Origin of the sequence: Leifsonia sp. T36S-04 (assembly GCF_042465655.1) — a bacterium.
GTDB lineage: Bacteria > Actinomycetota > Actinomycetes > Actinomycetales > Microbacteriaceae > Leifsonia.
In genome coordinates this window covers 2834920-2847071 of the sequence record NZ_CP146286.1, presented here as the reverse complement: position 1 = coordinate 2847071, position 12152 = coordinate 2834920, and the positions used below count along the sequence as shown (strand labels likewise).

Here is a 12152-nt window from a genome sequence, read left to right as displayed (position 1 = left end):
CGCTCACCGACGCGCGCGGTGGTAGGCCTCGAGGACGGGCGGGATGCCGTCGGTGAGCATCTTCGTGCGGACCTTCTCGAGCAGTTTCGCCATGGCGAAACCGCCCACGCCGGTGAATCCGGTGTGGTGCCAGGTGAATCGCGTGCCCGTGGGGGTTTGTTCCAGGAGGTAGGTGACCTCGGTGACGTCGTCGGTGTCCTGGTCGCCTTTCCAGGTGTAGCGCAGCGAGCGGGGCGCATCGACGTCGATCACCTCGCAGTACACCACACCCGCCCAGCCGATCGTCGGTTTGCCGACGAACCGGAATCGGGTGCCCGGGACTGCGGCGAATCCCTCCGGCCTCCCGCCTCGTCCGGTCGTGGTCCATTGCGCGACCTGCTCGGGGTCGGTCACGACCGCCCACACCTCGTCGATCGGATAGGGGTAGTCGCGGACGACGGTGTACTCGGTCATCGTGTTGCCTCTCTTCGCTGGGACCAGGTTACCTAACGGTAGGTAGATTATCTACCTGCGGGTAGGTAAACTGGTCTCCATGACCGAGACCGAGGGCCGCCGCACCCGGAGCCGTGGCGCGGAGACCCGTGCCGAGGCGCAGCGGGTTGCGCTGCGACTGTTCACCGAGCAGGGGTACGAAGCGACGTCGTTGCGTCAGATCGCCGATGAGCTCGGGATCAACAAGGCCTCGCTCTACTACTACTTCGACGGCAAAGAAGCGATCGTGCAGTCTCTGCTCGAACAACGCGGCGACGAGGCGGAAGCGCTGCTCGCGTGGGTCCGCGAACAGCCGCGCTCGCCCGCTCTTCTCGATGAGGCGGTATCGCGCTGGGTCGGGTCGTTCACCGAGGAGAAGCTGAACGGTATCCGCTTCCTCGCCGCGAACCCGCTGCTCCTGGCGGGAGTGACCCAGGGCGGCGAGCCGCGCGTAGCGGCGGGCCTGACGCAGCTCGCAGACGAGCTGGCCGAGCTGCTCCCGGAGCGGACTCCCGAGGCGGTGGTCATGTTGCGCATGGCATTGCTCTCCATCAACGCGGCCGTGCAGGCGGGAGCTTCCGCCGGCGTGGCCGACGCGGCCATCATCGCCGCGGCGCGACAAGCCGCGCACGTCCTCTGCCAGGCGCTGACCTCCGGCTCGGGCTCGGGCTCGGCTCAGCCCGGCTGAACCACGCCCGTCAGGACCTCCGACGCCTGCCACAGTCGTGCCGCAGATGCCATGTCCGAGGCTCGCGTGGATCTCCGGATGGGTTGAGCGCCCCCGCGCATGTGCAGGAAGTGCTGGGGGCCCACGAAAGTGCCGCCCGGGATGTCCTCGGTCGCTGCGTAGAGCAGCGGCAGCGCGCCGTACTCGGCATCTTGCCCGAGGTGGGGGAGGAGGTGGTCGAACAGGTTGCGACGCGAAGCCGTCGGGTTGTCGTAGATGGCCGTCGTCACGAGCCCGGGATGCGCGGAGAGCGCGCGCACGGGTGATCCTTGCTCCCGGAGGCGGCGGTCGAGTTCTGCGGTGAACAGCAGATTGGCCAGCTTGGAGTCGTTGTAGGCCCGCGCGGGATCGTAGTCGCGGCGCTCCCAGTTGAGGTCGTCGAAGTCGAGGCGCCCCATCCGCTCCGCCTGTGATGCGACAGTGACGACCCGGCCGGTGAGGTGCGGAAGCAGCAGCGACGTCAGGGCGAAATGGCCCAGGTGGTTCGTCCCGAAGTCCTGTTCGAAACCGTCCGTCGTGCGCGTGAGCGACCGGGCATACACGCCGGCGTTGTTGATCAGGAGGTCGACCGGTCCCGACCAGTCCGAGGCGAAGCGGTGGATGGATGCGAGGTCGCCCAGATCGAGCGGACGCACCTCGGTGCGGCCCGCGATCCCGGCCGCCACCGACGCTCCCTTCTTCTCGTCGCGTACGGCGAGCACCACGTGGGCGCCCGCTCGGGCCAGGGCGGAAGCGGTCGCCCGACCGATGCCGCTGGAGGCGCCGGTGACGATCGCGACTCGCCCCGTCAGATCGGGGATGGATGCTGCGCTGTAATCGCTCATACCCAACAATGTAGACAACGACTACATTGTTGTCAATGACTACATTCCGATAGGATCAGGCTGTGGACTCCACCTACCACCATGGCTCGCTGCGCGATGCCCTGCTCGCCGAAGGTCGGCGCCTGCTCCTGGAGAAGGGCCCGGAGGCCGTCACGCTGCGCGAATTGGCCAGGCGAACCGGTGTGAGTCACGCTGCACCGAGTCGACACTTCACCGACCGGGATGCACTGCTGGGGGCGCTCGCCGCTGACGGCTTCGACGAGCTCACCCGGCAACTGCAGGACTCGTCGCGCCTCGCGTCGCTGCACGATCGGCTGGATGCCTACGCGCACGCGCACGTCCGATTCGCCGTGGAGAACGGGCCGCTGATGGCCCTCATGTTCAGCCGCACGCGGCGTCCGGGCGATGCGGATGCCGACGCGGCTCTGCGCTTCTACGCACTCGGTGCCGAGCTCCTCGGCGAGACCCCGGGCGCTCCCGTCGGACCAGTGCCGTACGTGCTCGCCGGAACGCTCGAAGGGATCAGCGGGCTGATCGTCTCCGGCAGGCTCGCACCGGACGACGTCGACACCGTCATCGCCGAGGCCGTGGCGATGCTGCTGCCGCGAGTGCGCGCCCAGCTCGAGGGCGGCTCGGGCGGGCGTGCCGTACTTCCGTCGTCGTAGCGGCCCAGCGCTGGCCGTCCTCAGGCGGGCTCGGGTTCCCGGTCCGCGCGCAGGGCTTCGCGCGCCGCGGTGGCGACGTCGGCAGCAGACGGCCTGCGCGACGCGTCAGCGTGTGTCATCGAGTGGATGAGCGCGCGCCAGGGCTCGGGGATGTCGTCGGGCACCGCGGGATCGCGATCGAGCCGGGAAAGCGCGGATTCCACGGGCGTCCCGGGGAACGCGACGGTTCTCGTGAAGCACTCCAGCAGGACGAGGCCGAGTGAATAGATGTCCGATGCCGGAGTCAGTGCCTCACCCCGCACCTGCTCCGGGCTCAGGTAGGCGGCGGTCCCGAAGGTTTCCTCCGTGATCTCCTGGGGGTGCGTCGCGTGGATGGCGATGCCGAAGTCCGTCAACCTCGCTCGCGGGCGCGAGAACCGGGTTCCGTAGTCGACGATCATGATGTTCGACGGTGTCACGTCGCGATGGATGACGCCGCGCGCGTGGACGTACTCGAGCGTCTCGGCGACCTCGAACGCGACCTCGCCGATCTGCCGGGTCGACAACGGGGCGGCCTTCAGCAGCGCGCGGAGCGTGTCGCCGTCCACCAGTTCGATGATCAGGAAGGGGCGAGGGTCTTTGGGCACCGAGTCGTCGACGCCTGCGTCGAGGATCGAGACGACACCGTGGTGGCGAAGGGCCGCCAGGACGCTCACCTCGGTGCGGAACCGCGCGACGTCGTCCTGACTTCCCGACGCGAAGAGCTTGACCGCGACATCGCGGCCGAGGTTCTCATCGCGAGCGCGGAAGACCATCGACGAGCCACCGCGCGCGAGCAATTGGTTGGGCCGATACCGTCCGAGCAGAAGGGGGACCGGGGTCTCGGGTTTCTTCACATCCATATTTTCCGGTATTCACCGGATTGCCGCCCCCGGTAGACGAGGCCGCGGCCCTGGGGTATGAGGACGCACTCACTCCTCGGTACGATCGATGACCCGGAGCGCGTGGACGAACTCGGGCAGCGCGCTTCCGAGCACGGCGAAGTAGTCGCGGTCAGCGGTTTCGACGGCCGCGTTCGCGTCGTTCACGAGCGCGACACCGGCGGGGGTGGGGGTGATGGCGCGGGCTCTGCGGTCGTCTGGATGCGGGAGACGCCGGACGAGTCCCTTCTGTTCGAGTGTGCGCAGCACCTGGGAGGTCATCATCTCGTCGGTGGAGGCCCGGTCGGCCAGGTCCCGTTGGGTCAGCGTTTCGTCGGGGTCGCTCGCGGTGAGGATGGCGAGGAGCACGAACTGCACGTGGGTGAGGTCGTGGGGCGCGAGAGCTGTCCGGATCGCCCGCTGCCACGCATTCGTCACACGCCAGAGAAGCAGGCCGGGACTCGACTGCGGTCCGTCGAACGAGGTGTGCAGCCGGCTCACAGGCGGTCACCCTCCGACAACCGCCGCGCTGCATCCAGGAGTTCGTTCATCGTTGACGGGAAATCGGCGCTGATCTGCGGCCCGAGCTCGGGGCCGACCTCGTCCGCTTCGGCCCCAGCGATCGTCAGCGAGTGGGTCACTGCGGTTCCCCCCTCGTCCGTCGGGATGAGGTCGTGCCGGAAGGTCAGGACGAGGTCGCCGAAGCGAGTCTCGTCCGCGTAGACACGGCCCGGCTCGAGGGCGACGATTTTGGATTCCATCGGGTCCTGTCCCTGCGGAGTGATGGTGAGCGTCGTTCCCACGGCGAGCGGACCGTGGAGCGTGAACGAGTCGGACTGCGGTCCGAGCGGCGTTCCCGAATGCAAGGCGGCGAGAGCGTCCCATACGAAATTCGATGCCACGGCCGTCGCGCCCTGATGCTGGGTGGTCCACATGATGTCTCCTTTTGTCATACTAAGCGCGCTTAGCATATCCACCACGGACCGCTGCCGCAACCACATCGGTACCTCTAGGATGGCGTCGCCGCAGGCGAGCGAGGAGGTGGCGGTGAACTGGTTCTACGACCTGCCGGACGTCGTCACACTGCCAGCGTTCGTCCTCGCGTTCGCGGCCGGCTCCTGCGGAGTCGTCCTGCTGCTGCGGCCGTTCGTGCGGCGAACCGTGGTGGAGGCGGCCCAGTGGGACCGGGTGCTGGGTTACGTCGTCGGAACGTTCGGCGTGTTCTTCGGCATCCTGCTGGGGCTGGTCGCCGTCTCCGTCTACAACAACTACTCGGACACCCACGCCGCGACGCTGGAGGAGGCCTCCCGGTTGAGCGCGCTCTACCGGGACGCCTCCGGTCTGCCGGAGGCGCAGCGCACCGAGCTGAGGGACGAGCTCACCACGTATGCTCGCGCGGTGATCGACGAGGACTGGCCGCAGCAGCGGGACGGCGAGGTCCCAACGGCCAGCCTGGCGGCCGTGGACCGCATCGAGCGGATCGTCTACTCCGTGAACCCCGGCAACGGCCGCGAGCAGGCGCAACTCCAGCAGCTGCTGTCGACCTTCGACGAGTTCGTGGAAGCGCGGCGCGTCCGTATCGACGCGGCGACCCTCCAGCTTCCGCCGCTGTTCTGGCTGGTGATCTGGGTCGGCGCCCTGATCAACGCCATCCTGATCGCCTGCATCGACGTCAAGAGCGTGCGCCTCCACTTGGTGATGGCCGGGCTGCTGGGCCTGTTCATCGGCCTCGTGATGTTCGTCACGGCCGACATGGATCATCCGTATGCGGGCACGATCTCCGTCGACCCTGGCGACTTCTCGCGACTGCTGGAGCAGTGGTCGCAGGCGAGCTGAGGGTCGCCGCGGGCCGCCCGCGCCGGTCTTCGCGTCGGCTTACCCGGAGTGGCGCTGAACGAATTCGAGCGCCTCGTCTGCGACCTCGCGCCAGCCCGAGTCGATGATCAGCGAGTGTCCGCGGCCGGGGATGACGATCAGCTCGGTGACTCCCGGGTTCTTCTGCTGGATGCGGTACTCGTTCTCGACCACCGACGGCGGAACGGTGTGGTCCTCCCCTCCGGCGATGAGCAGCAGCGGCCCGCGGTCGTGGTTGTCGGTGACCACCTTCGTCTCGGCGAACGGATTGAAGTTCGCGGTCGCCGCCTGGAAGATCGGCACGCCTGAGGCGGGCACGTGGTACTTCTCGTACAGGGCCCGGCCCTCCTCGTCGGAGAGTGCGTTGGTCCAGCCGTAGGCGAACTGCTCGTACGTGAGCGTGACTCCGTGCTTGGTGTGGGTGAACTTCAGCAGCGCCGGGGCTCCCGATTTGAGCGCGGACAGGGGCAACGCCGTCACACCCTTGAACTGGGCGGCGTCGATCGCCACGGTCACGGCGTTCTTCGCCTCTCCCGCGAGCTTCTGGGCGATCAGGCCGCCGAAGCTGTGCCCGATGACCACGGGCGCCTGATCGAGCGCGTCGATCGCCTCGGCGTAGTGGTCGGTCACCTGCCGGACCATCTTGCCGGCGAACGCGTCAGGGTCTGCCTTGGCCTGCTCCACCGTTTCGGGATCGTCGGGCCAGCCGGGCGCGAGCGTCGCGAACCCCTGTTCCTCGAACAGCGCGCGCCACGGCTGCCAGCTGCTCGACAGCAGCCAGAGTCCGTGGACGAACACGACGGGGATGCGTCCGGATGCGTTGGCGGCGTCGATTTCGGCGCGCTCGGCGGAGGTCAGGGGCATGGTGGGTCTCCTTCGTTCGATGAACCGGAGTGCGCGACGAAGCGTCGCGCTGGCCCGAAGTCTGCTGGGCCCGACCGCCCGCGCACAAGCCCGCGGCGGGAAGACACCCCCGACCTGTTCCATCGAGATGCGACTAGTGGTCGCTAGTCGCGGCGGATTCCGACCACGACTCTCATCTCGGCGCCGCTTCGGGGTGCCAGGCGGCGTCGTCGCGGATGCCTGAGAGGATGCGGTGGCTGATGTCGCGCAACTGACGCGATTGCGCGGGCGTCAGGCGGTCGAAGACCAGCGTGGTGACGTTGCGCTCGTGGATCGGCGTCATCCGACGCAGGATCGCGCGGCCCTCCGGTCGGAGCACGGCCAGGGTCGAGCGCCCGTCCTCCGGGTCGGGTTCGCGTCGCACCCAGTCCCGCTTCTCCAGTCGGTCGAGCGCCCGGGAGAGCCGGGGGAGCGCGCTGTTGGCGTAGCCGGCCAGCACGCGCAGCCGGAGCGCCGACCCCGGCGCGCTGTCGAGGGCGTACAGGATGCCGTACTCGAAGTGGGTGAGGCCGCCGTTCTCGACAAGGGGGCGGTCGAGTTCCGGGGGCAGCCACTCGAGGAGGGTCGCGAGCGCGGACCAGCTGTCCAGCTCGCTGGCGTCGAGGTGGCGGTCGGCAGGGCTTTCGGACATGCACCCATCGTAGCCAGTTCACTTGACTGAGCAAGTAATCTGCTAGCGTCACTTTACTGATCAAGTAATTTCACTGATCGAGTTAGGGAGTATCTCGGATGGATCTACAACTGGACGGCAAGCGAGCCTTTGTGAGCGGCTCCACGCAGGGCATCGGCTACGCCATCGCCCGCGCCCTGCTGCGAGAGGGTGCCGATGTCGTGATCAACGGGCGGCGTGACGAGCGGGTGGACGCCGCCGTCACCGCACTGCGCGACGAGGTTCCCGGCGCTCACGTGTCCGGCGCGGCGGCAGACTTCACTCGCGCAGACGAGGTGGAGCGGCTGATCGCGTCCGTGGGCGACGTCGACATCCTGGTCAACAACGTCGGCATCTTCGATGTCGCCCCATTCGCCTCCATCGACGATGCTGAGTGGCAGCGCTACTTCGATGTCAACGTGATGAGCGGCGTCCGGCTCTCGCGTCACGTCCTGCCCGCCATGCTGGCCCGCGGCTGGGGTCGCATCCTCTTCATCGCGAGCGAGTCGGGCGTCAACGTGCCGGAGGGCATGATCCACTACGGCATGACCAAGGCGGCGACCCTGGCGGTGGCGAACGGCCTCGCACGAAAGGGACCGAGGTCACCGTGAACAGCGTCCTCGGCGGCCCGACGTACTCCGACGGCGTGGCTCAGGTCGTGGACGCGATCGCGCGGGCGCAGGGGATGGCGGCCGATGACCTCAAGGCTTCGCTCAGCGAGTCCAACCAGACGTCGCTCCTGCAGCGCTTCATCCAGCCGGACGAGATCGCCAACCTGGTCGCGTACCTGGCGAGCCCCAGGGCGTCCGCGACGAACGGCGCGGCGGTGCGGGCCGATGGCGGCGCGCTCACGGCCATCCTCTGAGCGTTCAGCTACTGCTCCGGCAGGCGCAGCAACGCGCCAGGTGCCCGGCAGGTGGCAGCAGCGATGGCCATGGCCGTGTCCAGCAGGCGGGCAGCTTGTTCGGGCGCTTCCGGGAGACCGTCGCGGATGAGCGTGGCTGTGACGGAAGCAAGGGTAGCGTCTCCGGCACCCATGGTGTCGACGACGGGTGCTGCCATCGGATGGATGGGGCGATGAACGGTCGAGCCGGACGCCAAGTGGATGGACGCCCCGGCTGCACCCTCCGTCGCGAGCACCACGGAGGGGCCCAGCTCGAGCAGCCGGCGCGCTACGACGCCGAGCGGCTCTCCGTAGAGGAGGCGGGCGTCCTCGTCCCCGATCTTCACGAGGAGGCTGCGCGCGGCGACGCTCTCGAAGCCGGCCCGGAATGCATCCACATCGACGATCAGATCCGCCCGCGGGTTAGGGTCGACCACCAGCCGCATCCGCGAATCGGTGACCGAGTCCGCGAGCAGCTCGGTCTGGGCGGCATCATCCAGGGAAAAGGAGCTCACCACGACGAGGGACGCGTCGTCGAGCTCGGCTCTCTGGCGGGGATCGAACGAGACGCGACGATTGCGCGCTGCTTCGTTGAAGACGTAATGAGGCTCCCCGGCAGCCCGGTCGGAGACCGCCCGCGCGGACACGGGAACGTCGGTGGCGCAGAGCGCAACGCCGAACGATGCCAGGAACGCCCGGATTTCCTCGCCTGCGCGATCCAGACCCACCATCGCGACGAGTGACGCCTTCACTCGGAGGCGAGTCAGCCCGACCGCGACGTTCAGCCCGGCGCCTCCGACATGCTCCTCGGCACCGCTGGGCCAGCGAAGTTCGTCGATCAGCGCGTCTCCGATGACGCAGACGGCGGGGGTGGTCACGACGGCCGGATTTCCCCGGAACCGCGCGGTATCAGGTTCGTCGGCACGACGAAGGTCTGCGGCTGGGGCAGGGCGCCGTCCAGCCGGGCGAAGATCCGCTCGGCGGCCAGATGACCGATTTTGGACGCATCCTGCGCTACCACCGTCAGGCCGGGTTCGAGCAGGTCGGCGAGTTCGAGATCGTCGAATCCGACCAGGGCCACCAGCCGGTGCATCCCGAGGCGCCGCAGCGCACGGAGGGCTCCCATGGTGATCAGGTTCTGCGCGCTGAAGATCGCCGTCGGCGGGTGAGGAGCGGAGAAGAGCAAGAGGACGGCGGCCTCTGCCTCTGCCTCGTCAGCGAGGCCTTCGACGATGGCGACCTCTCCTGTGGCGATACCGGCTCGCCCGAGTTCTTCCATGAAGCCGCGTTTGCGTTCGCGTGCGGTCTGGATCTCCGGCCGGTCGCCGAGATAGGCGATGCGCCGGTGGCCGTGCCCGATGAGATGCCGGGTCGCTTCGGCTGCTCCCTGCGCGTTGCTCGAGACGACCGCGTCGGCCTCCAGCCCGCTCGGTTCGCGGTCGATGAACACCAGTGGGGTGCCGTGCTTCTGCTCAGCCACGAGATACGCCTGGCTGGGCTTGATGGTCGTGAGGATGAGGCCGTCGACGCGCCGCTTGAGGAACGCGTCGACCGCTCGCTCCTCCTGGTCGGGGTCGTCGTCGAGGCTGGATGCGAAGACGGCGACTCCGCGAGCCGCTGCCCGGTCCTCGACGGCGCGATGAAGAGCGCCGGAGAACGGGTTCGAGACGCTGCCGACGAGGAGGCCGATGGTGCGTGTGCGCCGGTCGGTGCGGCGGAGGTTGCCCGCGTGCAGGTCGGGCTGGAAATTGAGGTCGGCGACGGCTCGCAGGACGCGTTCGATGGTCGCGGGGGACACGTGGGGCTCGCCGTTGATGACGCGGCTGACGGTCTTGACGCCCACGCCGGCCAGAGTGGCGACGTCGCGCATGGTCGACCGCCTGGCCGAGCCGCGCGGAGCGGGCGTGGAGCCTGACACCGATGTCACGTTCTTGTCTCCAATTGAGTGATGTGGCTTGACTATAGCGCCCCTCATGCCCTAGACCTAACCATGACACCGTTGTCAATCGACGGCGGATCCATATACCCAGAGGAGTTCACCGTTGAATCTCACAGCACATCACTCCGCCGGCAAGCGCATCCTCGCCGCTACGGCGATCGCCTCGATGGCCGCTCTCGGGCTGGCGGCCTGTTCCGGATCGGGATCCGGCTCTGACAAGGTGGGCGTCTCCCTCATCGTCAAGACGACCACCAACCCGTACTTCGTGTCCATGGAGGACGCCGCGAAGGCGGACGCCAAGAAGGCAGGGGTCAACCTCACCCTGGCGGCAGGCAAGCAGGATGGCGATGTCGCCACTCAGGTGCAGGCGATCGAATCGGCCATCGGCCGCGGAGACAAAGGGATCCTCATCACCCCGAACGGACCTGGTGTTCAGAACGCCATCGACAAGGCCCGCAAGGCCGGCCTGTACGTGATCGCCCTCGACACGGTTCCGACACCGCCGTCCTCGGTCGACATCACCTTCGCCACCGACAACTTCGCGGCAGGCGAAGCGATCGGCAAGTGGACCGCCGCCCAGCTGAACGGCAAGGCCGCCGACATCGCGATGCTGGACCTCTTCAACACCCAGGTCGTCTCCGTCGACCTCAATCGCGACCAGGGGTTCCTGAAGGGGATGGGGATCACCGTCCCCGACACGAAGAAGAACGGCAGCGAGGCCAAGAGCGGCAACTACACGGGCGGCCAGGGCGGCACGTACACGATCGCCGGCCACCAGCCGACGAACGGCGATGCAGCCGACGGCCGGACGGCCATGGAGACCATCCTCGCCAAGGACCCCAACGTCAACGTGGTCTACACGATCAATGAGCCCGCCGCGTACGGCGCCTACCAGGCGCTCCAGGCGGCAGGCAAGGCCAAGGACGTCATCCTGGTCTCGATCGACGGCGGATGCACCGGCGTCAGCCAGGTGAAGTCGGGCATCATCGGCGCGACCAGCCAGCAGTACCCGTCGAAGATGGCGTCGCTCGGCATGGAGTCCATCGTCAAACTCTCGAAGACCGGAGAGAAGCCGAAGACCTCATCCGGCCTTGACTTCTACAACACCGGTTCGCGGCTGGTGACCAACACTCCCGCGCCGAACCTCACGAGCATCACGCCCGACGACGCCAGCAAGATCTGCTGGGGCAAGTAGCCGACCTATCCCGGGCCGGGTCTACGGCTCGGCCCGGGATGAACAGAAATCCAGGAGACCATCGTGAGTCAACCCACTGCCAATAGACCGGCGCCTCAGGCCAAGCCTGCGGCGCAGACGAGTCCGCCCACCTCGGAGCTGGACCTCGCCCAAGAGTTCCTTCACCGGACAACTCCCCTCACCCGCCTGCGGGGACTCCTGCACCGCTACCCGGCGCTCAGCCCGGCAATCGTGCTCGTCCTCTCCATCATCGTCTTCGGAGCGATCAACCCGCGGTTCCTCAACCCCGGCAACCTGTCGCTGATCACACAGCAGGTCGCTGTGGTCGGCACGATCGGCATCGCCCAGACGCTGATCATCCTCACCTCCGGAATCGACCTCTCGGTCGGCGCGGCGACCACTCTCGCCGGGCTGGTCATCGCCCAGACGGCGTCGTCCAACCATGTCCCGGCCGTACTCGCCCTGCTGCTGGGCCTTGTCGTCGGCATCGCAACCGGTTTGCTGAACGGGCTCCTCGTAACGCGGCTCAAGCTGCCTCCGTTCATCGTCACCCTGGGCACGCTGAGCATCTTCACCGCCATCCTGCTCCTGTACTCGAACAGCGCTTCGGTGCAGGGGCAGAACCTGCCGCCACTGATCACCTCGCTCGGCAACACGTTCAACATCGGCGGGGTCCAGATCACCTACGGCGTAGTCGTGATGGTCGTGCTGTACGCGATCGTGGCGACCATCCTCGGCCGTACGGCCTGGGGACGTCATGTCTACGCCGTCGGCGACGACGCCGAATCGGCCCGTCTCGCCGGTATCCGGGTGAACCGTGTGCTCCTCAGCGTGTACCTCGCGGCGGGCGCCATCCTGGCGGTCGGGGCGTGGGTGCTGATCGGGCGCGTCGACGGGATCGGGCCGAACGACGGCATCTCGACCAACCTCGAATCGATCACCGCTGTGGTGATCGGCGGAACCAGCCTCTTCGGCGGCCGGGGAACGGTGTGGGGGACCCTCCTCGGTGCCCTGATCGTCGGCGTGTTCGAGGAAGGCCTGGCGGTCGCGGGGCTGGATGTGCTCTATCAGGTGCTCGCAGTGGGCATCCTCGTCATCGTCGCCGTCGCGGTCGACCAGTGGATTCGGAAGGTACGAAAGTGA

General features: G+C 67.7%; 16 protein-coding genes. 7 read left to right on the top strand and 9 right to left on the bottom strand.

Annotated elements, in window-relative coordinates; genetic code table 11:
• Positions 1-3: 3 nt before the first annotated feature.
• Entirely contained in the window at positions 4-453 is a 450-nt protein-coding gene (locus tag P3F85_RS13820) for an SRPBCC domain-containing protein (RefSeq protein ID WP_374008376.1), read from the bottom strand.
• 79 nt (positions 454-532) lie between these two features.
• Between P3F85_RS13820 and P3F85_RS13815 the strand changes: the two genes are divergently transcribed.
• Entirely contained in the window at positions 533-1159 is a 627-nt protein-coding gene (locus P3F85_RS13815) for a TetR/AcrR family transcriptional regulator (protein ID WP_374008374.1), read from the top strand.
• On the opposite strand, the gene P3F85_RS13810 is transcribed toward P3F85_RS13815, so the two are convergent.
• Positions 1147-2022: an oxidoreductase gene (locus tag P3F85_RS13810; protein WP_374008373.1), complete on the bottom strand. Its 876-nt coding sequence runs from the start codon at positions 2020-2022 to the stop codon at positions 1147-1149. The two genes, P3F85_RS13815 and P3F85_RS13810, sit on opposite strands and share 13 nt — an antisense overlap.
• A gap of 62 nt (positions 2023-2084) precedes the next feature.
• Between P3F85_RS13810 and P3F85_RS13805 the strand changes: the two genes are divergently transcribed.
• Complete coding sequence (locus tag P3F85_RS13805) at positions 2085-2687, top strand: TetR/AcrR family transcriptional regulator (RefSeq protein WP_374008371.1); 603 nt, start codon at positions 2085-2087, stop codon at positions 2685-2687.
• Between the two features lie 20 nt (positions 2688-2707).
• On the opposite strand, the gene P3F85_RS13800 is transcribed toward P3F85_RS13805, so the two are convergent.
• From P3F85_RS13800 to P3F85_RS13790, 3 genes are all read right to left on the bottom strand, one after another.
• Complete coding sequence (locus P3F85_RS13800; RefSeq protein WP_374008370.1) at positions 2708-3562, bottom strand: serine/threonine-protein kinase; 855 nt, start codon at positions 3560-3562, stop codon at positions 2708-2710.
• Positions 3563-3637: 75 nt separating this feature from the next.
• The gene (locus tag P3F85_RS13795) at positions 3638-4087 is read right to left on the bottom strand and encodes a MarR family winged helix-turn-helix transcriptional regulator (RefSeq protein WP_374008368.1); all 450 of its coding nucleotides are present in this window, start codon (positions 4085-4087) and stop codon (positions 3638-3640) included.
• Positions 4084-4521 (bottom strand): polyketide cyclase, encoded by a 438-nt coding sequence (locus P3F85_RS13790; RefSeq protein ID WP_374008367.1) that lies wholly within the window; start codon positions 4519-4521, stop codon positions 4084-4086. The genes P3F85_RS13795 and P3F85_RS13790 overlap by 4 nt, the downstream gene beginning before the upstream one ends.
• 112 nt (positions 4522-4633) lie before the next feature.
• Here P3F85_RS13790 and P3F85_RS13785 point away from each other — a divergent pair, with 112 nt between their 5' ends.
• Positions 4634-5422 (top strand): DUF4239 domain-containing protein, encoded by a 789-nt coding sequence (locus P3F85_RS13785; RefSeq protein WP_374008365.1) that lies wholly within the window; start codon positions 4634-4636, stop codon positions 5420-5422.
• A gap of 39 nt (positions 5423-5461) precedes the next feature.
• Here P3F85_RS13785 and P3F85_RS13780 read toward each other — a convergent pair whose 3' ends face one another.
• Both P3F85_RS13780 and P3F85_RS13775 read right to left on the bottom strand, forming a co-directional pair.
• Positions 5462-6304, bottom strand: coding sequence for an alpha/beta hydrolase (locus tag P3F85_RS13780; protein ID WP_374008363.1), 843 nt, complete (start codon positions 6302-6304; stop codon positions 5462-5464).
• Positions 6305-6476: 172 nt separating this feature from the next.
• On the bottom strand, positions 6477-6974 hold the full coding sequence (locus P3F85_RS13775; RefSeq protein WP_374008362.1) for a MarR family winged helix-turn-helix transcriptional regulator: 498 nt from the start codon (positions 6972-6974) through the stop codon (positions 6477-6479).
• Between the two features lie 98 nt (positions 6975-7072).
• On the opposite strand from P3F85_RS13775, the gene P3F85_RS13770 reads away from it, so the two are divergent.
• Both P3F85_RS13770 and P3F85_RS13765 read left to right on the top strand, forming a co-directional pair.
• Positions 7073-7603, top strand: coding sequence for an SDR family NAD(P)-dependent oxidoreductase (locus tag P3F85_RS13770; RefSeq protein WP_374008361.1), 531 nt, complete (start codon positions 7073-7075; stop codon positions 7601-7603).
• Complete coding sequence (locus P3F85_RS13765) at positions 7600-7857, top strand: SDR family oxidoreductase (RefSeq protein WP_374008359.1); 258 nt, start codon at positions 7600-7602, stop codon at positions 7855-7857. Before P3F85_RS13770 ends, P3F85_RS13765 begins: the two co-directional genes overlap by 4 nt.
• An 8-nt stretch (positions 7858-7865) precedes the next feature.
• On the opposite strand, the gene P3F85_RS13760 is transcribed toward P3F85_RS13765, so the two are convergent.
• Both P3F85_RS13760 and P3F85_RS13755 read right to left on the bottom strand, forming a co-directional pair.
• The gene (locus P3F85_RS13760) at positions 7866-8753 is read right to left on the bottom strand and encodes a PfkB family carbohydrate kinase (RefSeq protein WP_374008358.1); all 888 of its coding nucleotides are present in this window, start codon (positions 8751-8753) and stop codon (positions 7866-7868) included.
• Positions 8750-9745 carry a LacI family DNA-binding transcriptional regulator gene (locus tag P3F85_RS13755; protein ID WP_374008356.1) on the bottom strand — a complete coding sequence of 332 codons (996 nt, stop codon included), beginning with the start codon at positions 9743-9745 and terminating at the stop codon, positions 8750-8752. Before P3F85_RS13755 ends, P3F85_RS13760 begins: the two co-directional genes overlap by 4 nt.
• A gap of 235 nt (positions 9746-9980) precedes the next feature.
• On the opposite strand from P3F85_RS13755, the gene P3F85_RS13750 reads away from it, so the two are divergent.
• Entirely contained in the window at positions 9981-11009 is a 1029-nt protein-coding gene (locus tag P3F85_RS13750) for a substrate-binding domain-containing protein (protein WP_374010941.1), read from the top strand.
• A 138-nt stretch (positions 11010-11147) separates the two neighbouring features.
• Positions 11148-12152 carry an ABC transporter permease gene (locus tag P3F85_RS13745; protein ID WP_374010940.1) on the top strand — a complete coding sequence of 335 codons (1005 nt, stop codon included), beginning with the start codon at positions 11148-11150 and terminating at the stop codon, positions 12150-12152.

Bases quoted from the DNA above. Each gene is read 5' to 3' on its own strand.
- P3F85_RS13820 (WP_374008376.1), bottom strand. From the start codon at position 453: ATGACCGAGTACACCGTCGTCCGCGACTACCCCTATCCGATCGACGAG.
- P3F85_RS13815 (WP_374008374.1), top strand. From the start codon at position 533: ATGACCGAGACCGAGGGCCGCCGCACCCGGAGCCGTGGCGCGGAGACC.
- P3F85_RS13810 (WP_374008373.1), bottom strand. From the start codon at position 2,022: ATGAGCGATTACAGCGCAGCATCCATCCCCGATCTGACGGGGCGAGTC.
- P3F85_RS13790 (WP_374008367.1), bottom strand. From the start codon at position 4,521: ATGTGGACCACCCAGCATCAGGGCGCGACGGCCGTGGCATCGAATTTC.
- P3F85_RS13780 (WP_374008363.1), bottom strand. From the start codon at position 6,304: ATGCCCCTGACCTCCGCCGAGCGCGCCGAAATCGACGCCGCCAACGCA.
- P3F85_RS13775 (WP_374008362.1), bottom strand. From the start codon at position 6,974: ATGTCCGAAAGCCCTGCCGACCGCCACCTCGACGCCAGCGAGCTGGAC.
- P3F85_RS13770 (WP_374008361.1), top strand. From the start codon at position 7,073: ATGGATCTACAACTGGACGGCAAGCGAGCCTTTGTGAGCGGCTCCACG.
- P3F85_RS13755 (WP_374008356.1), bottom strand. From the start codon at position 9,745: ATGCGCGACGTCGCCACTCTGGCCGGCGTGGGCGTCAAGACCGTCAGC.
- P3F85_RS13750 (WP_374010941.1), top strand. From the start codon at position 9,981: ATGGCCGCTCTCGGGCTGGCGGCCTGTTCCGGATCGGGATCCGGCTCT.